The 25,633-nt window shown below is 61.4% G+C and carries 25 protein-coding genes; 8 read left to right on the top strand and 17 right to left on the bottom strand.

Features of this window, described 5'->3' with window-relative positions; translation table 11 throughout:
* Positions 1-4 precede the first annotated feature (4 nt).
* The 8 genes from P3T21_RS27820 to P3T21_RS27855 all read right to left on the bottom strand — a co-directional run bounded on the left by P3T21_RS27820 (position 5) and on the right by P3T21_RS27855 (position 8,779).
* Positions 5-1,264 carry an alpha/beta hydrolase gene (locus tag P3T21_RS27820; RefSeq protein ID WP_429259164.1) on the bottom strand — a complete coding sequence of 420 codons (1,260 nt, stop codon included), beginning with the start codon at positions 1,262-1,264 and terminating at the stop codon, positions 5-7.
* A 160-nt stretch (positions 1,265-1,424) separates the two neighbouring features.
* Entirely contained in the window at positions 1,425-2,201 is a 777-nt protein-coding gene (locus tag P3T21_RS27825; RefSeq protein ID WP_429259165.1) for an SDR family NAD(P)-dependent oxidoreductase, read from the bottom strand.
* 46 nt (positions 2,202-2,247) lie between these two features.
* Positions 2,248-3,036, bottom strand: coding sequence for an SDR family NAD(P)-dependent oxidoreductase (locus tag P3T21_RS27830; RefSeq protein WP_429259166.1), 789 nt, complete (start codon positions 3,034-3,036; stop codon positions 2,248-2,250).
* A gap of 65 nt (positions 3,037-3,101) precedes the next feature.
* The gene (locus tag P3T21_RS27835) at positions 3,102-3,968 is read right to left on the bottom strand and encodes an SDR family oxidoreductase (RefSeq protein ID WP_429259167.1); all 867 of its coding nucleotides are present in this window, start codon (positions 3,966-3,968) and stop codon (positions 3,102-3,104) included.
* A 62-nt stretch (positions 3,969-4,030) separates the two neighbouring features.
* A complete protein-coding gene (locus P3T21_RS27840) occupies positions 4,031-5,941 on the bottom strand; it encodes an ABC transporter permease (RefSeq protein WP_429259168.1) in 1,911 nt (636 codons plus the stop codon).
* Between the two features lie 52 nt (positions 5,942-5,993).
* Positions 5,994-6,725: an ABC transporter ATP-binding protein gene (locus P3T21_RS27845; RefSeq protein ID WP_429259169.1), complete on the bottom strand. Its 732-nt coding sequence runs from the start codon at positions 6,723-6,725 to the stop codon at positions 5,994-5,996.
* Positions 6,718-7,470 carry an ABC transporter ATP-binding protein gene (locus P3T21_RS27850; protein ID WP_429259170.1) on the bottom strand — a complete coding sequence of 251 codons (753 nt, stop codon included), beginning with the start codon at positions 7,468-7,470 and terminating at the stop codon, positions 6,718-6,720. The genes P3T21_RS27845 and P3T21_RS27850 overlap by 8 nt, the downstream gene beginning before the upstream one ends.
* A 67-nt stretch (positions 7,471-7,537) precedes the next feature.
* Positions 7,538-8,779: an ABC transporter substrate-binding protein gene (locus P3T21_RS27855; RefSeq protein ID WP_429259171.1), complete on the bottom strand. Its 1,242-nt coding sequence runs from the start codon at positions 8,777-8,779 to the stop codon at positions 7,538-7,540.
* 234 nt (positions 8,780-9,013) lie between these two features.
* On the opposite strand from P3T21_RS27855, the gene P3T21_RS27860 reads away from it, so the two are divergent.
* Positions 9,014-9,307: a YciI family protein gene (locus P3T21_RS27860; protein ID WP_429259172.1), complete on the top strand. Its 294-nt coding sequence runs from the start codon at positions 9,014-9,016 to the stop codon at positions 9,305-9,307.
* Positions 9,308-9,395: 88 nt separating this feature from the next.
* Here P3T21_RS27860 and P3T21_RS27865 read toward each other — a convergent pair whose 3' ends face one another.
* Positions 9,396-11,096: an FAD-dependent oxidoreductase gene (locus P3T21_RS27865; RefSeq protein WP_429259173.1), complete on the bottom strand. Its 1,701-nt coding sequence runs from the start codon at positions 11,094-11,096 to the stop codon at positions 9,396-9,398.
* A 232-nt stretch (positions 11,097-11,328) separates the two neighbouring features.
* Between P3T21_RS27865 and P3T21_RS27870 the strand changes: the two genes are divergently transcribed.
* Together P3T21_RS27870 and P3T21_RS27875 are read left to right on the top strand one after the other, a co-directional pair.
* On the top strand, positions 11,329-11,769 hold the full coding sequence (locus tag P3T21_RS27870; RefSeq protein WP_429259174.1) for a YybH family protein: 441 nt from the start codon (positions 11,329-11,331) through the stop codon (positions 11,767-11,769).
* Between the two features lie 45 nt (positions 11,770-11,814).
* Positions 11,815-12,570, top strand: a complete 756-nt coding sequence (locus tag P3T21_RS27875) for an SDR family NAD(P)-dependent oxidoreductase (RefSeq protein WP_429259175.1) — start codon at positions 11,815-11,817, stop codon at positions 12,568-12,570.
* Between the two features lie 27 nt (positions 12,571-12,597).
* Here the strand turns inward: P3T21_RS27875 and P3T21_RS27880 are convergent, their stop codons facing one another.
* Positions 12,598-12,918 (bottom strand): DUF4148 domain-containing protein, encoded by a 321-nt coding sequence (locus tag P3T21_RS27880; RefSeq protein WP_429259176.1) that lies wholly within the window; start codon positions 12,916-12,918, stop codon positions 12,598-12,600.
* 159 nt (positions 12,919-13,077) lie between these two features.
* Here P3T21_RS27880 and P3T21_RS27885 point away from each other — a divergent pair, with 159 nt between their 5' ends.
* The 4 genes from P3T21_RS27885 to P3T21_RS27900 all read left to right on the top strand — a co-directional run bounded on the left by P3T21_RS27885 (position 13,078) and on the right by P3T21_RS27900 (position 18,405).
* Positions 13,078-14,019 (top strand): LysR substrate-binding domain-containing protein, encoded by a 942-nt coding sequence (locus P3T21_RS27885; RefSeq protein ID WP_429259177.1) that lies wholly within the window; start codon positions 13,078-13,080, stop codon positions 14,017-14,019.
* Positions 14,020-14,172: 153 nt separating this feature from the next.
* Positions 14,173-15,816: a GMC family oxidoreductase gene (locus tag P3T21_RS27890; protein ID WP_429259178.1), complete on the top strand. Its 1,644-nt coding sequence runs from the start codon at positions 14,173-14,175 to the stop codon at positions 15,814-15,816.
* Between the two features lie 157 nt (positions 15,817-15,973).
* Positions 15,974-17,446 carry a benzaldehyde dehydrogenase gene (locus P3T21_RS27895; protein WP_429259179.1) on the top strand — a complete coding sequence of 491 codons (1,473 nt, stop codon included), beginning with the start codon at positions 15,974-15,976 and terminating at the stop codon, positions 17,444-17,446.
* A 77-nt stretch (positions 17,447-17,523) separates the two neighbouring features.
* On the top strand, positions 17,524-18,405 hold the full coding sequence (locus P3T21_RS27900; protein WP_429259180.1) for an amidohydrolase family protein: 882 nt from the start codon (positions 17,524-17,526) through the stop codon (positions 18,403-18,405).
* A 529-nt stretch (positions 18,406-18,934) separates the two neighbouring features.
* Here the strand turns inward: P3T21_RS27900 and P3T21_RS27905 are convergent.
* The 5 genes from P3T21_RS27905 to P3T21_RS27925 form a co-directional block, all read right to left on the bottom strand.
* Positions 18,935-19,318 (bottom strand): hypothetical protein, encoded by a 384-nt coding sequence (locus tag P3T21_RS27905; protein ID WP_429259181.1) that lies wholly within the window; start codon positions 19,316-19,318, stop codon positions 18,935-18,937.
* 190 nt (positions 19,319-19,508) lie between these two features.
* Positions 19,509-20,726 (bottom strand): hypothetical protein, encoded by a 1,218-nt coding sequence (locus P3T21_RS27910; RefSeq protein ID WP_429259182.1) that lies wholly within the window; start codon positions 20,724-20,726, stop codon positions 19,509-19,511.
* A 16-nt stretch (positions 20,727-20,742) separates the two neighbouring features.
* Positions 20,743-21,615, bottom strand: coding sequence for a hypothetical protein (locus tag P3T21_RS27915; RefSeq protein ID WP_429259183.1), 873 nt, complete (start codon positions 21,613-21,615; stop codon positions 20,743-20,745).
* Between the two features lie 144 nt (positions 21,616-21,759).
* On the bottom strand, positions 21,760-22,080 hold the full coding sequence (locus P3T21_RS27920) for a type II toxin-antitoxin system RelE/ParE family toxin (protein WP_429259184.1): 321 nt from the start codon (positions 22,078-22,080) through the stop codon (positions 21,760-21,762).
* Positions 22,077-22,346, bottom strand: a complete 270-nt coding sequence (locus P3T21_RS27925; RefSeq protein WP_429259185.1) for a type II toxin-antitoxin system ParD family antitoxin — start codon at positions 22,344-22,346, stop codon at positions 22,077-22,079. Before P3T21_RS27925 ends, P3T21_RS27920 begins: the two co-directional genes overlap by 4 nt.
* 160 nt (positions 22,347-22,506) lie before the next feature.
* Between P3T21_RS27925 and P3T21_RS27930 the strand changes: the two genes are divergently transcribed.
* Positions 22,507-23,718 carry a tyrosine-type recombinase/integrase gene (locus tag P3T21_RS27930; protein WP_429259186.1) on the top strand — a complete coding sequence of 404 codons (1,212 nt, stop codon included), beginning with the start codon at positions 22,507-22,509 and terminating at the stop codon, positions 23,716-23,718.
* A gap of 91 nt (positions 23,719-23,809) precedes the next feature.
* Here the strand turns inward: P3T21_RS27930 and P3T21_RS27935 are convergent, their stop codons facing one another.
* The gene (locus P3T21_RS27935; protein ID WP_429259187.1) at positions 23,810-24,943 is read right to left on the bottom strand and encodes an RNA-guided endonuclease InsQ/TnpB family protein; all 1,134 of its coding nucleotides are present in this window, start codon (positions 24,941-24,943) and stop codon (positions 23,810-23,812) included.
* 221 nt (positions 24,944-25,164) lie between these two features.
* Positions 25,165-25,633: hypothetical protein (locus P3T21_RS27940; RefSeq protein WP_429259188.1), on the bottom strand; the 469-nt coding region annotated here is incomplete at its 5' end.

Below are 25,633 nucleotides of genomic sequence, written 5' to 3' on the forward strand. Positions count from 1 at the left end.
CGAGTTATAAGAAAGACCGTTGATGCAGCCATTCGCCGACCGAGCGCGCGGCAATTGCCCGGCCGGGTTCATCCCCGTCATCCAGCGGTCGGCCGTGATGATCGCCGCGCACGCGAACGTGGGTCTTGTCGGTCGAACCGATACGGCAAAAAATGTCGGCAATGGCTAATGGAAAAGTCGTTTGATCGCCGGTGTATTCGACCAGCAACGAGGGCACGGTGACCGAAGGCGCGGTTGCTTCCAACGCCGCATTCGACGACAGACCGGACCACGTGGAGAGCCAGGACTCCGGAGAACACAAGCGTCCAAAGCCCACCGAACCATAGTTCGAGATCACCGGATTCGGCGACCACAGCGAACCGGGCTTGCGGTCGGACGGATCAAGCGACGGATCCAGACAGCGTAGGTCGGCATCCGTACGCCACACGGTCATGATCGGCGTGTGGTTGGCCTCAAGCTTCTGCCGGTGGGTCGCTAGCTTGTCTTTCACGGATTGCCTCGCGTCCTGGCGCACGGCGATCAGTTGTCGGGCAATCCGGTCAAGGCGCGCTACGCGGTCCCGCTGCGCATCGCGATAGCGGGAGACGAACTCAGCGTTATAGCGTGTCGCCCCTGGTTCGCGGGAATAGCCGTTCTCGGGGTTGAAGGGGTTCAGCGTATCGTCAATCGACAGCGCATCGCCTTCGTCAGTAACCGACGGATCGATGCACCCCATCAACAAACGCCCCTGCCCCGGATGCGGAGCCAGATAGATCATTCCGTCCACCATCGGCATGGTCGCGCTCGCCAGATGTGTAGCGCGACCACCAGGCGTCTTTGTGATCCGGTCTTGCGCTGGCAGTGCCGATTGCTGGATGTAGAAGCTATAGAGCCCCGAACCGCCCGAATTGCCGAGCAACACCATGCGCTCGAAGCCCGCTTCGCGGAGATAGCACAAGCCGGCCGCGACGTCGTGCAGGGCAAGTTCATGCTCGAGCCGGAGGTCGTTGCCGACCGAGCGCGCCGCTTGTGCCCAGACCGACGCGCCCGCGCGCAGCAGTCCGGGAATCAGGTAGTGGAATGTGAAGTTCTCGCGTGGATGCATCAGACAAACGACCGTTTTCGTCGACGCGCCGCGATATAACACGCCGCACGTGGCCGCACCATCTTCGGTGCGCAGTGTCACGCTGGTCTGTTGTGTGGCAGGCGGCAAAGTGTCAGGAAACCAGTCAATCGTCAACGTATGAGGACGTTCGAGAACCGCGCCGGCTGGTATGTTGCTCATATCAATGTCTCCGTATCCGTTGACGTCAGTATAGCTTTTTTGACGCCAACGTCAAATTTTCGACAAAAAATCTGACTATGTTCTTCGAAGTCCACCACACCGCTCCCGCGCCGTCGGGCCAAAAGGCGCCCATGCCTCCTGTTACTGCACCAAGCCCGGGCTAGAGAAACGACTGCCCACCGTCAACGGTTATCACCTGCCCGGTGATGTGGCGGCCGGTTTCGCCAAGCAGAAATGTAATTGCTGCCGCCTGATCGGCCGCCTCAGCCATGCGTCCGAGTGGAATACCGAGCCGCCATTGCGCGAGATTGCCGTTGATCGCGATCTCGTGCCGGACCGGATCGGTGCCCATCATCGACGTGGCGGTCGATCCGGGACACACGATGTTAACGGTAATGTTCTTGCGGGCCAGTTCAAGTGCCATATAACGGCCCAACTGGATCACTGCGGCTTTCGATGCACCGTAAGCCGCCGCGGTCAGCTGCGGCTGGCGCGCGCCGATAGAGGCAACCAGAACAATGCGTCCGCGGCCCCATTCCAGCATGCGTTTTGCGACGGTCTGCGAGACCAGAAACGCACCCGTGGTGTTGACCGCGAACAGGCGGTCCCAAGTGGCTCGCGAAGTCGCCGTGAAAGACTCAGGCGAATACAGACCAGCCGAAACAACGAGGCCATCGATCGCGCCGTGGTTCTGCACGACCGCCTCAACGACTTGCGTAATCGCGGCCTCGTCCGTGACATCGAGTGCGTAGGCAGAATGTCGCTCGGAACCCGGCAGATCGGCCACGAGTTCGCGTACTCGCCCACCATCGAGATCTGCCAACGCGACGCGGGCTCCCTGCTCGGCCAGCATCTGTGCGGTTGCAAATCCAATCCCGTCGCGCGCACCGCCGCCGACGACCAATACCGACTTGCCTTCAAAAGTGGACAGACTCACAACAAACCCCTTGCGTTGATATGAAATATTGCGATGCGTGCCATGCTCATTTGGGTGTCTGATACAGACCTGCCTGGCTAGCCACCTTCCAATAGGCGGCACCTGCTGTAAAGCCGCCGTCCACGACGATTTCCTCGCCGGTGATGCCGCCTGACGCAGGGCCCGCCAGGAACGCGACGACAGACGCGATCTCATCGGCTTCGACTGCACGGCCGACAGGCGTCATGTCGATCATCGGTTGCAGATGTGGTGAATGGCGATTGATGTCGGTCACGACAAGCCCTGGGCAAACACAATTGACACGGACGTTGAACGCCGCGAATTCGAGCGCGGCAGACTTCGTCAAACCGCGCACGCCCCATTTGCTCGCCGTATAGGCCGGGTCCGCGTGCCCGGACAGTGCTGCATTGGACGCAATATTGACAATCGCACCGCTACGTTGCGCGCACATGGTCGGTGCGACCTGGCTCACACCGAGAAAGGTGCCTGTGAGATTGACGTCGACTACCCGGCGCCACTCGGCTTCCGGATAGTTCGAGATCGTCTTGCGATAGAGAATGCCGGCATTGTTGACCAGGACATCGATACGCCCGCGCCACTCCAGCACTGCTGCGATCACCTGGCTCCAGTTTTCCTGCGATGTCACGTCGAGCTTGAAAAAACGCGCTTGCAGCCCTCGCTCCCGCAACTCGGAGGCGCTCTGCTCGCCTTCCTCGGGCGCGACGTCACAGATCGCAACATAAGCGCCACCTTCGGCGAACAAGGTCGACTCGACGCGGCCCATGCCGCGGGCGCCGCCGGTGACAATGACAACCTTTTCCTGAAATGTCTGCATGCTGGTTCCTGTGATGAATTCGATGACACTGCGATGCGTTGCGTAGTGGGGTAGTGGTGTAACGGCTATGGGTTCGGCATGATCGTCCTGCCGATGAGCGGCCAACCGATTGGCGCAACCGAAGCATCGCCGGCTGCCGTGGCCGCCTCGGGCGTCCAGGTGGCGGCCAGCACCCGCTTGCCGTTTGGCGCCGCATTGCCTTCCGACACTAGCCACGCGAGCGGCGCGATCAGCGCTTGCGGCGGCACCAGCTTCGATCGGTCGAAACCCGCCTCCGGGGGAATCATCGGCGTATCCGCAGGACCGCCCGGCACGAGTACGTTGACGGTAACGCCGGTGCCGGCAAGGTCCTGGGCCATGATGGCCGAATGCGATTCCAGCGCCGCCTTCGAGCCGCCGTATGGTGCGAAGCCGCGTCGCATCATCGATTCATGGCTAGTCGTGACATTCACAACACGCCCCCAGTTTTGCGCACGCATGCGCCGCGCGGCGTGGATCGCGAGCAGAAACGGCGCAACAGCATTGATCTCGAAGAACAACCGCACCATGTCATCGGATAGATCGACAAACGAAGGTGGATTGTCGAAGTAATCCGGGGTGACGAGCGACGGCCCCACACCCGCGTTGTTGATCAGGATGTCGATGCCGCCAAGCGTTTCGTCTGCCCTGAACATCACGTCGGCGACTGCATCGGGTTGCGTCAGGTCACAGGCGAAGCTGAAGGCATTGGCCGTGCCGCGCTGCCACTTTGCCTGAGCGACCGCTTCCGCGACCTGCTGGGCATCACGGTCGACAAACAGCACGGTGTGGCCAGCGTCGAGCAGCCCATTCGCCATCGCACGGCCAAGCCCACGCGCCGCCCCCGTGACGACTGCGCGACGGCGAATCCCGGAGGAGATGTCGTCGATCGTGCTATTTCCCACAGTTGTCATCTCATCGACTCCATAAAAGGACAAGGAAACATCGGCCACATCACGGATGACACAGCGCGCGTCTACAACGTTTTGGCGACGAGTTCTTCGTTCGCCTTCGGCGGTACCGGCGCGCGCCGATTAAACAACCGGGCAGCTTCGCCCACGATCCCGCGCCGGAACACCAGCACACAAACCATAAAGATCGCGCCTTGAATAACCGTCACCCACGCGCCCAGCGCCGCCAGGTAGTTCTCCATCGCCGCCGCGACGACCGCGCCAACGATCGGCCCAGAGAACGTGCCCACGCCGCCCAGAATCGCCATCAGGATCGCGAGTCCTGACATCGACCAGTGAACGTTGTTGAGCGACGCGAGCTGGAACACCAACGAATCGAGCGAACCGGCCACTCCGGCCATCGTCGCTGACAGGACGAACGTGAGCAGCTTGAAGTAATGCGTCTCGTAGCCCAGTGAGATTGCACGCTGCTCGTTCTCCCGGATGCCTTTCAGCACGTTACCGAACGGCGAATGAATTGCGCGATAGATGACCCACAGCCCACCCACGCAGATGACGAACACGAAGTAGTACAGCGCCGTGGTGTTGCTGAGGTCAATCCTCCCGAACAGCATGCCGCGCGGCACGTCCTGGATGCCCTCGTCGGCATGCGTGAACGGCGCCTGCAACGAAAAGAAGTAGACAAGCTGTGCGAGCGCAAGCGTCACCATCGAGAAATAGATGCCTTGGCGGCGAATCGAGACGAAGCCGAACGCCAGTCCCATCATCGCCGCAACGGCCGCGCCGGCCAGCACGCCGAGCAACGGGTCGAAGCCGTACTCCTTCACGCAATGCGCGGTCACATAGCCGGCGAAGCCGTAGAAAGCCGCATGACCGAACGACAACAGGCCGCCGTAGCCAAGCAACAGGTTGAATGCGCTGGCAAACAGTGCGAAGCACAGCACCTTCATCAGGAACACCGGATAGATGAGCGCAGGCGCCACGAGGCCGAGTGCGAGCAAAAGCAGGACCAGCACGCGCGTTGTGGCCGGCGAGAAAAACGGCCGCGTCGGTTCGCAGTGCACCGCCTGCCCCTGGCTGGTCAGCAACGCATTGCCGAAGAGTCCTGCCGGTCGCACCAGCAGCACGACGACCATGATGAGGAACACGACCGTAGTTGAGGCCTGGGGGTAAAAGACCCGCGTCAGGCCTTCGGCCACACCGAGTGCGAATCCCGAGATGATGGCCCCCATGATCGACCCCATCCCACCTATCACGACGATCGCGAATACGACAATGATGACGTCCGAGCCCATCTGCGCGTTGGCCTGGTAAATCGGCGCCGCCATCACGCCCGCGAGTGCCGCGAGGCCCACGCCGAACCCATAAGTCAGTGTGACCAGGCGCGGCACGTTGATGCCGAACGCGCGGGTCAGCCTGGGATTCTCGGTCGCCGCCCGCAGGTGCGCGCCGAGCGATGTACGCTCGATTACGTACCACGTCGCGAGGCAGGCCGACAGGGCCGCACCGATCACCCACACGCGGTAAGCGGGAAGAAAGATGAAGCCAAGATTCCACGCTGTGCCAAGCGAAGGCGGTATCGGATAGGGAACACCCGTCGAGCCGAACTTGTAGCGCACGAGTCCCTCGATCACGAGCGACATACCAAACGTGAGCAACATGCCGTACAGGTGATTGAGCCGATACATGCGCTTGAGGAGCGTGCGTTCGAGCACGATGCCGAATGCGCCGACCAGAACGGGAGCGATGACTAGCGTGGGCCAGTACCCGAGGCCGAATGTGTCGAGCAGTACATAGGCGCCTAGCGCCCCCAGCATGTACTGCGCGCCATGCGCAAAGTTCACGATCCCGAGCAAGCCGAAGATCACCGCAAGGCCGAGACTAAGCATTGCGTAAAAGCCACCGTTGATGAGACCAATCAACAACTGTCCGAAAAACGCCGCGGGCGGCGGCAAAGCCTGCAGTAACGAGTCCATCTTCTGCTCCTAGTCCGTATCAAATGTCTTGCGATGCCGGGGCTCGCCGCCCTCAAACCGACAGGTATTGATTGACACGCTGGCTACTGCTGTCGAAAGCGGCGCGCGGGATCATGTCGACCACGCGGCCATGCTCGACGATGTAGTGGCGATCTGCGACGTCCGCTGCGAAGTGAGCGTTCTGCTCGACCAGCAAGATGGTGAAACCGCGTTGTTTGAGCGTGCCGATAAGCATGCCGATCTGCTCGACAATGACGGGTGCGAGACCCTCGGTTGGCTCATCGAGCAACAACAACCGCGCTCCGGTGCGCAGGATGCGGGCGATCGCGAGCATCTGCAGTTCGCCGCCGGACATGCAGGTCCCCTGGCTCTGACGGCGCTCGTACAGGTTCGGGAAGATCTGGTATATCTCGTCGACCGGCATGCCCCCGTCGGCCACCACCGGCGGCAGCAGCAGGTTTTCCCCGACTGTCAGGCTGGCATAGATCGCCCGCTCCTCCGGACAATAGGCAATGCCCAGCTTCGCAATCCGTTCAGAAGGCAGCGTCGTGCATTCGCGGCCGCCGAACCGGATTTCACCGTCACGACGGTCGACGATCCCCATGATGGTCTTGAGCGTCGTCGATTTGCCTGCGCCGTTGCGGCCAAGCAGCGTGACAACCTCGCCACGCCCGATCTCAAAGTTCATGCCATGCAGCACCTGCGATTCACCATACCAGGCACGCAGGTTCCGTATTGTCAGGAGAACGTCGTCAGCCTTGATGCGCGTCGTATCGTCAGTCATGGGCAGACCCCATATAAGCGGCGCGAACGTCGGGATCTTTCGATACCTCAGCGTATGCCCCCTCGGCCAGCACCTTGCCGCGTGCCATCACGGTGATCCGGTTCGACAATGTCTGGACCACGGACAGGTTGTGCTCGACCATCAGCACCGTATAGCGTTCGCCGACCTTGGCAATCAGGTTCGAGACGGTGCCGATGTCTTCCCGGCCGAGGCCGGCCATCGGCTCGTCGAGCAGTAGCAACTCTGGCTCGAGCGACAGCGTTGTGGCGATTTCGAGCGCGCGCCGGCGGCCATACGACAGGTCGGCCGCTACCGCGTGCGTGTAATCGGCAAGGCCCACTGCAGCGATCAATTCTTCGGCGCGTTCGTTGAGTACGTCGAGGCTGCGTTCGTTGCGCCAGAAATGGAACGCCGTGCCGAGCTTGCGTTGTAGGGCAAGACGCAGGTTGTCAAGCACCGTCAGGTGCGGAAAGATCGCCGAGATCTGGAACGAACGCACCATACCCATACGGGCAACCTCGGCAGACCGCGCATGCGTAATGTCGTTGTCGCGATAGCTGATGGTGCCCGCGGTCGGTTGCAGGAACTTTGTCAGCAGGTTGAATACTGTCGTCTTGCCGGCCCCATTGGGTCCGATCAGCGCATGAATGTGGCCGCGTTCAATACGCAGATCCACGCCTCCCACCGCAAGGTGGCCGCCGAATTGCTTGACGAGCCCCCGTGCTTCGAGAATGTACTGACTCATGAAGTTACCTCTATGTCGTAGCGTGAGCCGGATGCGCCAGGAGAAAGCGTTGACGTAAGCCCCGAGATCACTTTTTCACCAACGGGCATTCGCTACGCGCTAGCGGTGAGTACGCTTCGTCAGGCGGTACGACGGCGAGCAATTCGGCATAGTCGAATACCGATTTCGATTGCGATGGCGCCTTCACTCTCGCGAGGTACATCGGACGGATCAATTCGGTGTCGGCGCGGATATGGCCGTTCTTGACGGCGAAGGAGTTGACCGGCATGGCTTTCATCGCCGGCCCGACAACCGTGGCGTCGTCGCTTTTCGTCTGCTGAACTGCCTTGAGGTAATGGGTGACGGCCTCATACTCGGCAACGTGCGAAAACGCGGGCACGACGCCCGTTCTCGCCATGAAACGTTTCGACCAGGCAAGTGCATCGGCATTCATCTCCGGATAGAAAGGCGTGGCAAATACAATGCCTGCCGCCTGGTCGAGTCCCATCGCCTTGATGTCCGTCGCGAACAAACCCCCGTTTGCGACCAGCGTGACGCCGCCCTGCGTCATGCCGAACTGGTGCGCCGCCTTGACGACGTTGACCATGTCAGTGCCGCCGAAGCCGACCGCAAGACTGGTAGGTCGCAACGCCTGCGCCTGCAACACAAATGACGACACGTCGCCTGCATTAACCGGCACACGCACTTCACCCGCGAGGCGCCCACCGCCGCTCTTGATGCCCTCGATCGCGGCGTCGTAGGCAGGCGTACCGGCGGCGGTGTCCTGCACCATGACATACCACGCCTTGCCAAGTTTCTGGCTCACATAGCGAGTCGACGGGACACCGAGCGCGTAGAAATCGGGCGACCAGTGAATGCTATTCGGCAGGCACACCTTGCCGTTCAGATCAGAGGTCTGGGCGATCGTGTAGACCACAGTGCGCGTTGGACGCGTCTTCGCAATCGCCGAGGCAGCCATCGCGACGGACGAACCCGCGAGACTGAATACGGCGGCAATGTTGTCGCGATCGAACCACTGCGTCAGGATTGCCGAGCCTACGGCAGGTTTCATTTGGTGGTCGGCCGTCACCAGTTCGATCTTGCGGCCGTTGACCGTGCCGCCGAAATCCTCGATCGCCATCTGCGCGGCGGCCACAGAGTACTTACCGGCCAGGTCGCTATAGGCCGACGACATGTCGGTCAGCACGCCGATCTTCAGCGGGCCATTCGACTGGGCGGCAGCGGGCCATGCCGCGGTCAAGGCTGCGGACACCATCAGCGGTATCGCACAAGACCTACCAATGCTCGCAAGGAAAGGGGGAAAGTTCATGACTGTGTCTCCAGTTGATTTTATGTTTTGTTGTCGTTGATGCAATTATTTAGACACTATCGTCAAAACGTCAAGCGGGCGATGGTCCGTTTTTACCCTGATACCGGAAGGGTGAACGTCAGGGGTCAACGTTAAAGGCTAGCTTCAAGGGTTAACTTGTATGTTTGTTTTTTGACGTAGTCGTAGAATTCACGCAATGCTTACGTGGTCATCTATCTACAGGAGAAAAGTTTCATGCCCTATGCCATGCTCACTTTCGACAAACCCGACAGCGGCGCGCTGCGCACTGAACTGCGGCCACAACATGTCGCCTACCTGAGCGAGCGAAAACATCTGATGCTCGCGGGTGGCGCCATGCTCGATCCAGGGGGCGTGCCGCACGGCGGCATCATCATCATCGATACCGACGACAGGTCCGTTGCCGAGGCATTCGCCGCCGGTGATCCTTTCCACAAAGGCGGTCTGTTTCAGGAGGTGAAAGTCGTGCAGTGGCGCAAGTCGTTCTTCAATTTCGAGAACTGCATGTAAGCGCGGTTCGGAGCGGCCTGAAGGCCACTGCGCCGGCACCATCGGTGAAAAAGGCCGTTTGCGGGGGACGCAAACGGCCTTTTCACTGTCAGTCGTCGATCCCGGCAAGATGTCGACCGACGATATAGCCAAACGTCATCGCTGGCCCGAGGGTCGATCCGCCGCCCGGATAGCTGCCGCCGAAGATGCTCGCCATATCGTTCCCGACGGCGTACAAGCCCGCAATCGGCTCGCGCTGCTCGTCGAGTACACGCCCCTGGGTATCGGTGCGCAGGCCGCCAAACGTGCCGATATCGCCGGGCATCAGCCGGACGGCGTAATACGGCCCTTTGTCGAGCGGTCCAATGCATTGATTCGGCGTATGCAGCGGATCGCCCTGGAAGCGGTCGTAGGCAGCCTCCCCCTTGTGGAACTCCGGATCGCGACCGTCGCGCGCGTGCAGATTGAATTGCTGAATCGCCTGCGCGAGGCCACCGGCGTCGATCCCCGCACGTTTCGCCAATGTCTCGATGGTCGCACCGCGCAACAGATAACCGGAGCGCAGGTAAGGACTGAGCGGCACAGGGAACGGTTTGGCAAACCCAAGCCCGTATTTGCGCACCGCCCGATGATCGGCGACAAGAAAAACAGCCTGACGCTGCCCGGGTGCCTCGCCGATCATGGCGGCGCCGAAATCGTGATAGTTGGCACCTTCATTGGTAAAGCGCCGGCCGTCAGCGCGCACCGCGATGATGCCGGGTTTGCCGCGATCCAGAATATGCGTGATGGCGGTTTCCCGGCCATTGCCAAGTCGAACACGCGATACCGGCATCCACGAGCCGAGGTGCGGGTACGTCATGTTGGTGGCGGCGCCAATCGACTCGGCGAGGCGCAGGCCGTCGCCGGTATTGGTGGCCGGCGCCATCGTGATGTGTTCGGCCGAACTGGGCGCGTGTGGAAACACAGCCTCGCGGCGTGCGAGATCGCCCGGAAAACCTCCCGTCGCGAGAACGACGCCGCGGGTCGCCCGGACCCGCTTCACCTGCCCTTCGTGCGTGATCACGGCACCAACGACGCGGCCGCCCTCGTCGAGCAGATCTGTCACGGGCGTACTTAACCAGATCGGGATGTCGAGTTGGACCGCCGACTTGTACAGGCGCGCGGCCAGTGCGGCACCGTTGAAGAGCTTCATGCTGCGCCCGTGAAGCAGCAGGTCCCGGCCATATTTGACAAGGCGTTTGGCCGTGTACCAGGCCGAATTCACCGAATACAGCGCATTCAGAAAGTGCCGCATGTCCGGCCCGGACCCAAAGGTGAGGCCGACAAAGGTCATGCCGCGAATCGGCGGGCTCAGCAATGCTGCGTGAGGGCCCAGTTCATTGGCGTCGTACGGTTCAGCGCAGATCGGTCTGCCGCCGTGCGAAGCGCCGGGCGTCTCCGCGTGATAGTCGGGAAAAGCCGCTCCGAGCGTGAACCTGACCTCCGTCTCGCGCTCGAAAAACTCAACCATGGCCGGCGCGTGCCTGAGGAAAGCATCGACGCGCGGCCCGTCGAAGTGCCCTCCGGCTTCGCGCTCGACGTAGTTGCGGGCCGCCTCCACCGTGTCTTCTATCCCGGCTCTGCGTGCCAGCGGGTTGTTGGGCACCCATAGCCAGCCACCCGATAGCGCCGTGCTGCCGCCGAATACGGGCTGTTTTTCGACCACTATGACGTTCAGCCCCTGCTTCTTTGCGGTGATGGCCGTCGCTAGGCCACCCGCACCGGTGCCGACCACCAGCACGTCGCATGTCACGTTCTCGTTGTCGCTCATGTCTTCCTCCGTTTGTCTGAATGCGTTGTCGGCGCGCGCGGAAGATTCGCGGGATCATCCTGACTCAATGATCGCGTGGACTCGCGTGCTGCACCGCTTGTTGTTTGACACATTAGACGAACTATTGACATTTCAGTCAACACAAAGTTAAATGAATGTACGCTGGCTATCGCGACCGAACCATGCGTGACGCAGACACGGTTTGTCGCTCCCCTTTGAAAAGACAAGAAGCATGTCCACTATAGAAACCACAGTGAAAGAGGTGCCCAGCGCTGCAAGCGAAGCGCTGTGTTCGATGGAAAGCGCATGGAATGCTGCAGCGCTGCATTGGGACGTCGACGGCCTGACCGCACTGTATAGCGACGACGCCACGATGTTCGCGGGCCGACCCGGCATGGCGACCGGCACGCAAGGTGTGCGTGAATACTTCGCGTCGTACATCGGCATGCTGAGTTCGACGCAACTCGAGCTCGTCGAACAAGCAATCACTGAGCTCGGTCCTGACGCGTTTCTCGCTCAGGGTTACGGCAACTTCCGCTTTACGCTTACCAGTGGCAAACCGTCGGCTGCCACCTTACGCACCACGTGGCTTCTTGTGCGGCGCAGCGGGCGATGGATGATCGCGCATCATCATTTTTCGGCCACCCCTGAGGTGCCACCCGTACCGCAATGACGCTTGTTTGTACCCGTCACAGTTAGCGACAAGAGAGGTTCTGACATGCTCCGGCTCAGCAACAAGGTGGCGATCATCACGGGCGCTGCAAGCGGTATCGGCCGTAGCGCCGCGCAGCTGTTTGCTCGTGAAGGTGCAAGTGTCGTGGTGGCCGATATCGATCCAGCAGCGGCTGCGGAGGTCGTCACTGGTGTTCGCGCGGACGGTGGCACGGCGATCGCGATAACGACCGACGTCACGCAAAGCGATAGTGTCGCTGCCATGATCGAGGCAACCGTGGCCGAGTTTGGCAAACTCGACATCCTCTATAACAACGCGGGTGGCTCGACGCCGCGCGACAACACGGTAGTTGACGCTGATCTGGAAGAGTTCTGGCGCGTCGTCAAAGTCGACTTGTGGGGCACCTTCCTTGGCTGCCGCTTCGCGATACCGCATATGCGCAAAAATGGCGGCGGAGCGATCGTCAACATGGTATCGAATGTCGCGCTGATGGGCGTTCCCGGCGTGGACTGCTACACGTCGGCCAAGGGCGGCGTCGCCGCGTTGACCCGTTCCCTTGCGGTGACGTACGCGGCCGACCGGATTCGTGTCAATGCAATCGCGCCCTCCACTACGCTTTCTCCACGGGTTATCGAACGCCTGCAGGTGAGTCAGGGCATGCGCGAACTTAACGCGAAGAATCTGCTCGGCGCGGCGGAACCCATCGATATCGCCTACGCCGCGCTGTTCCTGGCCTCAGACGAGGCGCGCGTCACCACCGGTTCGATCTTCCTTGCAGAGAGTGGCACGACCGTCGAGTAACCAGCCGACGCGACGGCCGACAAAGACCTACTTAGAAACTGACGACTGTTTTTGCGCAGTACCCGCTTCCGAAAAGCCGCTCGTCGATGTGCCATAGCTCATGCCGGCGGCGGAACCCTGAACGGCGTTGTCACGCGCGGCAACCGTGGCTTCGGCAGCCTGCAGATCCGCAGGGTAACGGGCGTCGTGATTGGCAGCAGGGTCATAGCCAGCCTGTTCGAGCTGACGCAATTCCGCGCGGACCTGATCGCGGGTCAAGGCAGACGCCGCCTGAGCGAACGCTACAGTCGGAACGAGTAAGACTGCGGCAAGGGCTACGGCAACAATTCGATTCGCGTTCGCTTTCACAACGCTACCTCCGGGATAGTCTGGCGTTATAAGGGCTCCGCGATGCGCGGGAGTGAGTGAGGTCAGTCTAGCCGTCGTCCTGTTCCGTAAAAATCGTCATTTCGAACACACACACTTCCTGATTTGATAAAAATCCGGCGGATCGGCAAACGGTATACAGTGACGCCGTCTATCACACTGGACTCGCAAGGTGCCCCCATGCTTGATCTCAATGACTTCCGCTATTTCGTTCGCATTGTGGAGTGGGGGGGACTCACCGCCGCCAGCCGCAATCTGAACGTGCCGAAGTCGACGGTAAGCCATCGCCTCCAGCAACTCGAGGCAGCCCTCGGCGTACGGCTCGTCAACCGGTCCTCACGCAGAATCAGCATGACCGATGCGGGCGACGTGTTCTACCGGCACGCAATTGCGATGCTGGAACGTGCGGACTTCGCCGAAAGCGCCGTGCGCGAGCGCCTGGCCGAGCCGAGCGGCACGATCCGCTTCACTACCGCAGTGGCGACCTCGCTGTTCGCCATGCGCCAGATACTTCCGGATTTCATTCACCGCTATCCGAAGATCAATGTAATCCAGCACATCAGCGACGAGCAGGTCGACATCGCGGGCGGCAACTATGACCTCGCGCTGCGCTCACACACCGGTCCGCTGTCCGACTCGACACTCGTGCGGCGCACGTTGGCACCGGCGCCCTGGTTCCTGTTCGCCTCCCCCAGCTACGTCGAACACCACGGCATGCCGCTCGCGCCAGAAAGCCTCGCCGGACATGACACACTGGTCATGTTGAGGCACAACAGTCCAATGGCCTGGAAGCTCAAGCACCCCGTGAACGGAGAAGCGGTCGTACCGCTCAAACCCCGTCTGGCCGGCAATGACATCGTCACCCTCAAGCAGGCCGCGCAGGACGGGCTCGGCATCGTTGCCTTGCCCGCCTATGTCTGCGCCGAAGACCTGCGATCCGGCACACTCCAGCGGGTCTTGCCCGACTGGCTGGCCGGCGAAGCCAGTATCACGGCGGTCATCCCGTTTCGCCATGGCATGCTGCCCTCCGTTCGCGCATTTCTCGACTTCCTGGCTGAGCGCATCCCACTGGCCATCGCGTAAAGTCGCATCGTCCATCTCATTGGACCTGAGGTCCAGGCAAGTCATCTTGTTGTCTCGCTGAAGCTAGCCCATTCTGAGCACACAGCCGTTCGATATCGATTGATCGGCTCATCGAGCGCTTGAAGCGCCGCAAACGTGTTCAGGAGTACAACAATGAAGATGTCCAGACGTGAAGTCCTCATTACCGGCGCTGCAGCGGCAGTTGCCGCAGTCGGTACGGTTACCGGTACCACATCAGCCTTGGGGGTGGAAAAGCAATCTGGAAACAGCGGGTCTGGTCGGCTGTCAAAATCCACGAAGCATTTCGATATCCTTATCGTTGGCGGAGGCTCGGCTGGTGCCGTTCTCGCCACACGCCTGAGCGCAGACTCGCGACACCGCGTTCTGCTGCTGGAAGCGGGACCGAACTTCGCGCCGAACGACTACCCTCAGGTACTGAAGGACGCCAATATCGTCGCGGGCTCGCCAGCCTATGACTGGCACTACCACACCGATGACGCCGCCAGTCTGGGCCACGACATACCCGTGCCCCGAGGCCGCGTGATCGGTGGCAGCTCGGCGGTCAATGCCGCCGTCGCAATACGCGCTCGACAGGCCGATTTCGCGCGCTGGGCCAAACGCGGCATCGAAGGATGGTCGTGGGAGGACGTGCTGGCCGCCTACAAGTCGATGGAGAACACGCCCTCCGGCGACGACGCCTGGCACGGACGTAGCGGGCCATTTCCGATCCGGCAGCGTACTGCTGCGGAGAACACGCCGTCGATGCGAGCCTTCGTCGACGGCGCGCAAACGCTGGGGCTGAAACACGTATCGGACTTCAATGGCGCGGACCAGCACGGTGCCGGCCCCTACACGCTCAATGTCGTCGATGGCGTGCGTATCAATACGGGCATGGCCTATCTCACGGCTGCCGTGCGTGCACGCCCGAATCTGACGATCCAGGGCGGCGCCGAAGTGGATCGCGTGGTTTTCGAAGGCAAGCGTGCCGTGGGCGTCAAGCTAGTTGACGGCCACGTTCTGTCCGCGGGTGAAGTCATTCTCGCGTCGGGGGCTTTCGGCAGCCCGGCGATTCTCATGCGTTCGGGCGTTGGGCCTGCTGCGCATCTCGCCGAATTCGGCATTGCGACCGTCGCCGATCTGCCGGTGGGGAATCGCCTGCAGGATCATCCGTTTTTCTACAACGTCTACGCACTCAAGCGTGAAGCGAACGCGATGAAGCCCGCCTCGGGCGCACTGGTGTGGACACGCTCGCAGACCGCGGGCCCAGGCGATCTCGACCTGCACATCTCGGGCACACATCTGATCGACCCAAAGGTCAGCCCCACCGGCGGCGCGATTGTTTTCGCATGCGCGGTGACGCTGCCGAAGTCGATTGGTCAGTTGCGGCTCTCGAGCCGCGATCCACGCGCGGCACCGGACATTCGCTACAACTTCTTCGATGACAAGAATGACCTCGACCGGCTCGTCGAAGCCGTGCAGCTGTCCCGCCAGATTGGCCGTTCCGCACCCTTCCTGGACGTAATCGACCATGAGATGGCGCCGGGCAACACCATCGACGACAAAGCGCTCAGGGCAAACATCGTTTCGAACGTCGCTGCCTATCTGCACCCTACCTCGACCGTGCCAATGGGCACCGAAGCCGATTCGACCGCCGTGGTCGACGCGTGGGGCAAGGTGCGCGGCGTCGAAGCGCTGCGGGTCGTCGATGCATCGATTATTCCCGACATCCCGTCGGCCCCGACGAACGTCACGACCATCATGGTGGCCGAACGCATCGCGGCAAAGCTCTCCGCTTGAATCTGCGCCGCGGCGACACGTCATGGTGCGGCATTTAACAGCAACATAAACCCGTCCGAAAGGCGGACTTCTTAACAACCTAATTCTATAGCCGACTCCATACTACTTCTCAGTAGATGGAGATCAGTCTGGATAACTATCTTTTTGAGAAGCGAGAATGACTAGCACAGCATTGCTTACGCCCACACATGTGTGGAATGAAAAAATCTACAGCAACGGATGGAAGAACCCGGGCCTCGGCACCGAGGATGTGACGGAAAAAGCCACGGGCGCAAAGCTCGGCACGATCGGCATCGCGTCCGCCGAGGATATCGCGGCCGCCGCCGCATCGGCACGCGAGGCGCAAAAGGCTTGGGCCAAACTGGCGGGGCCGCAACGTGGCGATGTGCTAAGGGAGGCTGCCCGCCTCGTGCTGGCTCATGCCGACGAACTGGCCGAACAGCTGGTCCGCGAAACCGGTTCGATTCGCGCCAAAGCACAGTGGGAGGTGCACGTCACCGCACGCGAGCTTCTGGAGGCAGCCGCGCTCGGCAGCCAGCCCAAAGGTATCTTGACCCAAACGATGGAGGCGGGCTTTCAGAGCATCGCCCGACGTATTCCGCTCGGCGTGATCGGCATTATTACGCCGTGGAACTCGCCCTTCATCCTGGGCGTGCGGGCGATCGCCCCGGCACTAGCGATGGGCAACGCCGTCTTGCTGAAGCCCGACGTGCAATCGCCGATTATCGGCGGCGTGGCCTTTGCCCGGGTATTTGAAGAAGCGGGCTTACCCAAAGGATTGTTCCACGTTCTGCCGGGCGCCGCGGAGACCGGTGCCGCGCTGGTCAAAGAACCGCTTATCAATATGCTCAGCTTTACGGGTTCCAGCCACGTCGGCCGCGAGGTCGGCTCGGTCGCCAGCGGACAGCTTAAGCGCGTCTCACTGGAATTGGGCGGCAACAATCCCTTCATCGTCCTCGACGATGCAGATATCGAGGCGGCAGCGAGTGCTGGCGCATGGGGCTCCTTCTTCCACCAAGGCCAGATCTGCCTCACCACCGGCCGTCACCTGGTACACGAGGACATTGCTGAAGCCTACGTCGAAGCCCTGGTGAAAAAGGCCAAGGCACTCGTCGTCGGCAATCCCCTCGACGCAAAGGTCCAGGTCGGACCGATCATCAACGAACGCCAGGCCGCCAATGCCGAGCGGATCGTCTCGCAGACAGTGGCCGAGGGAGCAAAGCTTCTGACGGGTGGCTCGCGCAACGGACTGTTCTTCGAGCCGACCGTTATCACCGGAGTGACAGCCGGCATGACGGCCTTCGCCGAGGAAATCTTCGGACCGGTGGCGGCGATCACGACCTTCCGCACCGACGAGGAAGCCATTGCACTTGCCAATGCGACCGAGTACGGCCTGTCGGCGGCGGTGGTTTCCCCCGACCTGGCCCGCGCCCAACGCGTCGCCGATGCGCTGCACTCCGGAGTGATCCACATCAACGATCAGACCGTGGTGCATGGAATCTATGGCCCGATTGGCGGCCTCGGCATTTCCGGCAACGGCTTCGGCCACGGCGCGTCCAGCAATGCCGACCAGTTCAGCGAGTGGCAATGGATCACAGTGCGCTCGCAACTCCCCAACTATCCGTTCTGATCCATGTCGACGGAGAAGTCGCACCCGTGGCTTTTCCGTCACTCACCCAATCATTCTTCAAGCACACGGAGCGATTTATGAGCGCAGCTCGTCGCATTGATGTTCACCAGCACGTCGTCCCGCCGTTCTGGGCGGACGAGCTTCCATCAAATGGCGGCGATCAGTCAGGTACCGTCATTCCGCGATGGTCGCCACAAAGCGCTGTCGACATGATGGATTCCCAACAGATCGCTACGGGCATCCTGTCCTTGACGGCGCCAAGCGTCGCAGCGTGGAAGCCAGCAGAGCGCCGGACGATGGCCCGACGCGTAAACGAATACACGGCAGACCTCGTCGTCAAGCGACCCGCCCGTTTCGGGCATTTCGCGACACTTCCTCTCCCTGACGTCGACGGCGCACTTCATGAGATTGAATACGCGCTAGACGAGCTTCGAGCCGACGGTGTGGTCCTGCTGTCGAACTACGAGGGGAAATATCTTGCGGATCCGACTTTTGAACCGCTTTGGGCTGAGCTCGACCGCCGCAGCGCAGTTGTTTTCGTGCACCCTGGTTTACCGCAGATTCCGGGACTCGATGCTGTCGCCGCCCCCATGATCGATTACCCGTTCGACACGACGCGCGCTGCCGTACAACTCGTGCAGAACGGAATCATCGACCGATACCCACACGTCCATATCATTCTCGCGCACGCGGGCGGGTTCCTTCCATACGCATCACATCGCTTCGCCCAACTCGCTCGAGTCTTCCGGCCCGACGCCGATAGTCCGGCCGACATTCTCGCGAAATTCAGGCGTTTCTATTTCGACACCGCGTTGTCGGCGAGTCCAGTCGCGCTACCGGCACTCAAGGCCTTCGCCGGAACCGAGCAGATTCTGTTCGGCAGCGATTTCCCGTATGTCTCACGTAGACGAGCTGCGCGCGGCTCATCCCGGGCCAGCAGTCCGCAGTTAGCCGTTTGACCGCGAACGGCAGCGACTCGGGCGCGCAGTCGCCCGGCAGGGGCAGCGTGCAATGAAGCGAAAGTAGAAGCGGTTTGGAAGTAAAAGTAGAAGCAGCCTTGGCGCAAGTGGTCCACGTCGCCGACCCAGACGGTCGTCATGTCCGTTCCGTTCGAACCCTATTCACCGCCGCGTGCGCAGAGCTCCGTCAACTTTTCGCTCGATCCGTCATCGCTACGTTGCGGCCCCGTCGGTGGAACAGCTCTGTTCGTTTTTCTCTCCCGCCGCTCGCTGCGCCGCCCTTTCGCACGCTTCACGACGTCCTCCAAAGATTGCACGTGTTCTGGCGTAGTACGACCAAAGCGCTTGTAATAACAATGCGCGATAAATTCCGCGAGGGGGCGCTTCCACGGTTCCTGCTGCCCGTTAGCCAGTGACCCGAATTTCTGGGGATTCAATCCCAGTTCGCGCGCCATCTGGATATGAGCATGGCTCAATCTGAAACGCTGCCTCGCCTCAAACCACGGCTGAAGTTTCGATGGTATCGGCATCAGTGTTCACCTCTGCGCCAGCTTGCGGCGGTCAACCGCTCCACCGCCGCGTAATAACGCGCCTGCGAAGTCGCAGCATCGTCGTTCTGATCCGTCTTCAAAATATCCAGCAGATGCTCCGCGACGACTGAGCCGATCGCGTGAACCGCGTCGTGTCGCGTAAGCCCTTCTTTCCCGAGGCGATCCATCGCCTGAACCACGGGCTCAAGGTTCAGGGCGATCTGGTTTTCGACGACCGCGTGTAGCGCAGCGTGTGCCGTGACGTTGGGAAGCTTGATCCGGGCGACGCGGAGATACGTTTCGACGAGAAAAATTCGCTCCTGCTCGTCAAGCTCAAGCCATGACTCAGGTTCGGGTACGCGTTCGGGGTTGTACTCTTCCATGATGCAAGTCCTGTACTGATTCTGCCTGTCATAAAACTACCGTCTCCAGCTGCGTTGCGCTTCAGTCCAGTCATTCGCGGCAAAACGGGCGCTGGTTCCATACGACCGGAAGCGATCCGTTGACGACGACCCGCCGGGCCTCGGGCGTGCAGAAACCGTCCATGCCGTGGCCAGGATGCATCTCGCGACGTTATGCCGCCCAATGATGCGCCAGCACCGTGGCGACGAACGAGTGCCCCGGAACGGCCGCAAACTGCGCCTTCAGATGCCTGTTGAGCTCGTCGCGTTCCATGCCGGTGGCAACGGCCGCATCCGCCAGCGCACCGTAGGTATCCATCACATCGCTCCCCGTGATTTCGTACCCGAAGCCTGCGGCCATCCAGTGCAACGCTGCCGTGCCACAGGCCATCGCGAATTCAGGCTTGCGCTGCGCGAATTCGCGTGCGGCCCGCGTCAGGGTTCGTGGGTCGGTGGGGCCGCGCATCGCAAGCGACGCCGCCAGATCGAGCAGGCCGACGTCCTTCGCGGCCGCGAACCATTTCCCCTCGGCGCCCGGACTGCTCGCGACCAGATCGTGGAGGATGCTGTTGGAACTCCTGTCCGGATATTTTTTCGCGATGGCACGGAATGTCGCGAGATGCGTGGTGGCCTGATTGGCCTCGATCGCGTAGCGCCGATATGCCTCGTCCATCATGCTTGACGACAGAAGGATAGCTTCGCATTTGCGCGCGATGGCGGCAGTGGGCGCGTTCAGCCCCCTCGACGCTTCCGCGTAACGCAGTGCTTCAGCCGAACGATTTAATGCGATCAGTGCATCCACCCCGTACTGGCGATACCCCCACCAGTTCAGGCGCGCGCCATTCACGAGAGCGAGTAGTTCCTCATGGCGCCGGGCAGCATTGAGCGCACTCAGGCAGGCGGTGGTACCCGCGAAATACTCCCCCAGTCCTTCAGCGCCTATCACGCGCGCTGTAATCGGCAACAACCTATCTGCCCATAAGGACGCGATGTCGGGCGATGTACACAGGTCACCCCAGCGATCGCCCAGCTGTTCGATATACGGCATCGGGTCGTCCTGGAGCGCGTCAAACAGGCGTTCCAGCCAACGCATCCGGACCGGAGCGGGCACGTCCACCCCGGCGATGACCGGCACAAGCGCGTCGATTGCGCGATTCACGGCAGTGCCGATTGCCCCCGAAGAGCTGTCTACGTGTTCAAGCGCCGGCGAAAGCTTTTCGAGCAAAGCGACCGCGCCGTCCGCAGCGAGAACAGGATCTGCGCGAGCGATCTGCCGGATTTCGATCAGGGCCTCCTTCAGACGCTGGATCGGCAATGCGGATTTCCAGCCGAAGTTGCCACGCCGGAACCGCGTGGTGAAAGCCCATTTGTGAGAGGTTGTGCGTGTCATGCTCCGGGGTGCCAGCTCAGCGCGTCTTCATATAGGCGCCGTACAGCGCCGTGTTGAGCGCCTGCAGTTCGCGCCGGGTTTCCCTCAGTTCGTGATGCCGGCCCTGACGCTCCAGACTGAGTAACTGGAGCATCACCTTCGCCGCCCGCTCGGGCGCATTGCGACGCGAAGGCTCTGCCTGTTTGAACAGGGACGCGAGGCCGGCCTTTTCCGTGAGTACCCACGCCGGAAACCATGCGAGATCGTCAATGTCGCCGGCGCCGTCGAACGACGTATCGAAGTAGCGCCGCAACGTATTGACGCACGTGTCGCCAAGCCGGCTCAAAAGCTGGTCAAACCGGGATGGAGAAAGCCACGCAAGTTCCACCAGCAACGGCCAGGCCGCGTCCAGGCCATCGAGCCGGTAATGTGCCTCCGTCATCCAGCAAAGCGGCGCTGGAATCCGTCGCCAGGACGCGATGCGCGATATCGCATCGGAGGCCTCGGCCCACCGCGCAGCAAGCAGGAAGAGCGGCGCCGCGTGCGCATCCGCGTGGTCCTCACGGAAAGGCAGCGCAGCGGCGCGCCCGGCCAGTTCTGCCCAGAGCGGTGCGAGCCAGGTCGCCCCGCTCTGCCTCGGGAACACATGCGCGACTGCGGGCTGGACTTCGTGAGATAGCGCCTGGCGAGCCTGCAGGTCTGCTTCGTGACGGTCAAACGGTACCGTCGATCGACCCTCGAGAGCATTGACGACCGAACCGAAATACACCTGGGCGACATCGTCCGGATACTCATTCGCAAGGGCCTGCAGCGCGCGCCGCGCGCCCGCGGCATCGTACCGCTGCAATGCTGACAGGACGTCATTGCGCAGCATCACGTCGCGGCTGTCGTTGAAAATGTCGAGCTGCATCCGTCGGATTCAGAACAGTTGGCTGGTCGGACTGACGAGATTATTCCATTTGACCGTGCTTCTCAATTTCCTGTCGTGCTCGTCGACTGACTCGACGATTGCGCGCCGACCGCTCGCGTCGGTGGCCACGGTGCGGACGCGTCATCAGTGGTCGTGTTCCGTCGGGTCTGCGAAAGATGGTTCCCAGGCCTGTCCGCCGTAGAACACGCCAACGATTGACACCACCTCGGGATCCAGAAGGTAAGCAATGACCACGCGCTGCCGGTAGTGGGTCACGCGCAGGCCAGGTAACAGATCATCGCGCGGGACGCCGCGCTCAGGGAACGTCTGCAGGCGCAGGCAGAAATTCACGATGGCGTCCACGTAGCGAGCCGCCGTGACGGGCGAACCCGCTTCAAAGATGAACCGTTCTATGTCCTCAAGCTGGTCCCGCGCTTCCGGGGCAAACTGCACCCGGTAGGTCATGCGGCGCCCGAGCGCCTCTTCGCCAGGTGAGCGCGCACCTGCTCGGGCGTGAGCGCGCGCGCGGGCTCCGCGCGCAACGCTTCGGCCGCAGGCACCACCTCGTCGCGCAGCCAGGCCTCGATGGCCCTGTCGCGGGCCGCGAGGGTGCGTAGCCCGTCGCGGATTACCTCGCTTTCAGAAGCATATTCGCCGCTGGCGACCTTGGTGCGGATGAGCTCGGCCATCTCGTTGGGCAGGGTAATGCTGAACTGCTTTGTGGTACGCATGGCGCTCTCCAGACTGACAGGATTTAATCCTACTCCGTCGACGGGGGTGCTGGCAAGGCGCGCCGGCCTTGCGCAGATAACGTGTGGCGGCTGCGTGCGACGGGACGGCGCGCAGCTCGACGGATCTTCCTGCGGCCAACCATTTCGAAGGAAAAGCTGGATGCTTCTGTCAGGGGCGCGCTTAATATCCGCTCGCCGGGGCCAGCATCGAACCGCTACACCTCTTCGTCCCACAACGACAGGCGTAGTCAGCGATCAGTTCGGGAGTAATCGCGTCATCGATAGTGCCCGCAATGACCTCGATGCGGTGCGCGCGTGGCTGTCCAATTACGCGGACAGCCAGACGACCTTCGACAATTACCGCAAGGAAGCCGAGCGGTTGCTGCTGTGGGCCGTCGTGCAGCTCGGCAAGCCGTTGTCTTCCTTCACACATGAAGATCTACTGCTGTTCAGGGCGTTCGTCGTCAATCCGCAGCCCGTAGACCGCTGGGTGTCGGCCAACGGTGGCAAGTACCCACGCGGCGACGCACGCTGGCGGCCGTTCAACGGACCGCTGTCACCGGCCAGCCAGCGACAGGCGCTGATCATCCTGAACGGCATGTTCACCTGGCTGGTGGACGCCGGTTACCTGCGCGGCAACCCGATGGCGTTGCTGCGCCAGCGCGGCAAACGCGCGGCGCCGCGTGTCACGCGCTACCTGTCGGTTTCGCTGTGGGATGAGGTCAAAGGCTTCGTCGGGCAGTTGCCGCAGGACACCAGCGTGCAGAAGGCGTACTACGCCCGCTGCCGATGGTTGACCACCCTCTTCTACCTGCAAGGCATGCGCATCTCCGAGGTCGCCGCCGGGAAAATGGGCGACTTCTCGCGCCGGCTCGGCGCCGACGGACGCGTCCAGTGGTGGCTCGACATCGTCGGCAAGGGTGACCGGGAGCGGATCGTCCCCGCGTCGCCCGAACTGATCGCCGAGCTGGCCCGCTACCGCAACGCGAACGGCCTGCCGTCGCTTCCGGGCCGCGCCGACGAGACGCCGCTTGTCATCCCGTTCAGGGGAAAGAGCCGCTGTATGTCGCGCTCAGCCATGCATGACGCGATCAAGAGCGTATTTGGCAACGCCGCGACTTGGCTGCGCTCCCGCAGACCCGAGTTCGCGGATCGCGCCGATGAACTGGACCGTGCATCGGCGCACTGGCTGAGACACACAGCGGGCTCGCACCAGGCCGACGGGGGTGTCGACCTGCGCACGGTTCGCGACAATCTCGGTCACGTGTCGCTGAACACCACGAGCCTCTACCTGCGTGAGGAAGAGGACAAGCGCCACCGCGAAACGGTGAAACGCCACCGGATGAACTGGGAGGCGAAGCCTCCCGCATAGCCCGGTTCGGTTCTGCGAAGAACGACCATTGACTGCTCCCCTCCCTAAAGGAAGGGGATTCCCACTTCACAGACGGCAACCCTTAATCATCTCAGAGAGACATGGGACTTACGCTTTCTCCGTGGGCTGACACCGCCAGTCCGGCGGCCAAAACATTGCGCGCAGCGTTGATGTCACGGTCGTGGATGCTGCCGCATTCCGGGCACGTCCACAAACGCACATTCAATGGCATGTTAGCGACGGTGTGCCCGCAATCGCTGCATCGCTTGCTGGATGGATACCAGCGGTCAATGCCGACCAGCGTGCGCCCGTACCACTGTGCTTTGTATTCAAGTTGCCTGACGAATTCGGACCAGCTTGCATCGCTGATCGACTTCGCCAGAGATCGGTTTTTCTGCATGTTCTTGACGGACAGGCTTTCGATGGCGATCACTTGGTTTTCGTTTATCAACCGGGTCGAAAGTTTGTGCAGGAAGTCCCTGCGAGAATCTGCCGTCCTGGCATGCATACGCGCGACTTTGAGTTTCGCTTTTTTGCGATTGGCGGAACCCTTTTGCTTCTTTGCAAGTCGCCGTTGCAACTTGGCGAGCTTGGCTTCGTTCTTGCGGAACGCATTCGGCGCAGCGATCTTCTCGCCCGTCGAAAGAACGGCGAAATGCGTCAGCCCCAGGTCGATGCCGACTTTGGATTGCGCTTTTGGCCTGGCGGCCACCACGTCATCGCAGAGCATGGAAACGTGGTATCGCCCGGCCGTGTCTTTCGACACGGTGACGGTCGTTACTTTCGCCCCCTTCGGAATAGAGCGTGACCAGCGGATCGCAAGTGGCGCATCCATCTTTGCGAGCTTCAGCGATACACCATCCCACTTGAATGCGCTCGTCGTGTACTCGGCAGACTGCACACCATCCTTGCGCCTGAAATTCGGATACTTCGCGCGCCTGGCGAAGAAATTAGCGAATGCCGTTTGCAAATGGCGCAAAGCCTGCTGCACAGGGACCGAACTGACTTCGTTCAGCCATGCGTGCTCAGGTGTTTTCTTAAGCGCCGTGAGCGCAGCGGAGGTTTCGTGGTAGCCGACTCGTTCCTGCCGCTGATACCACGCATCGGTACGCAACCGCAGCATGTGGTTATAGGCAAAGCGCGCGCACCCGAACGTCCTGGCAAGAATCCCTTCCTGCCCAGGCGTTGGGTAGAACCGAAATCGGTATGCGAGCTTAATGTCCATGCCTCACACAATATCATTAGTCTGTGTGAGATTCGAATGTTGGAGAAGCAGCCTTGCGGCTGCGCTCCTTTCACTCCCCGCCCTGAAGGAACCCTGAAGGATGGGGTTTCTCGGAGCAAATTTGATGAACTCAGTCCGGGACGGACGGCCCCGGCGATCGCGTTGAGCCCCAGGCCGACTGCCGCATGACGTTCGACGGCCGCGATCTGTCCAGGCCAAAATCAGGCATTCACGGGAATTGGGGAACTGGACGTCCCGGCCAGAAACGTCCTGAGCTTTTGCTCTGCCGCGAGCACTTCGTGCAGCGGCGCACTGGCGAGTTGCGAATCGTGAAGGGCCAGAAGTGCTTCGAAGTCGACAATCGTCTCGACCGGTAGCCGCCATTCGCCACGCTCGTGAGCATGTGACAAAGTCGCCTCAACGGCGTACTCGGCAACTTTGAATTGCTCGGCCGGACAGGTGCCATATCCGGCTCGCTGCAGAAACCAGCTCAAATACACCGCGCGCATCAGCTCATTAACGAGGTGTCCGTTTCCGTGACCGCTCCGGCACGCGACCAGCGCAAGATGATTGGCGAGGGACTGTTCGCTTGCCGACGCGCGATCCATCGGCAACAGAAGCGCCTTGGTCAGCGGTTTATGGACCCGGGCATTGCGGGACTTATTTCGTTTGGAGGACACGGATTCCGAA

Origin of the sequence: Paraburkholderia sp. GAS334 (assembly GCF_050436625.1) — a bacterium.
In the GTDB taxonomy this organism is placed as follows: domain Bacteria; phylum Pseudomonadota; class Gammaproteobacteria; order Burkholderiales; family Burkholderiaceae; genus Paraburkholderia.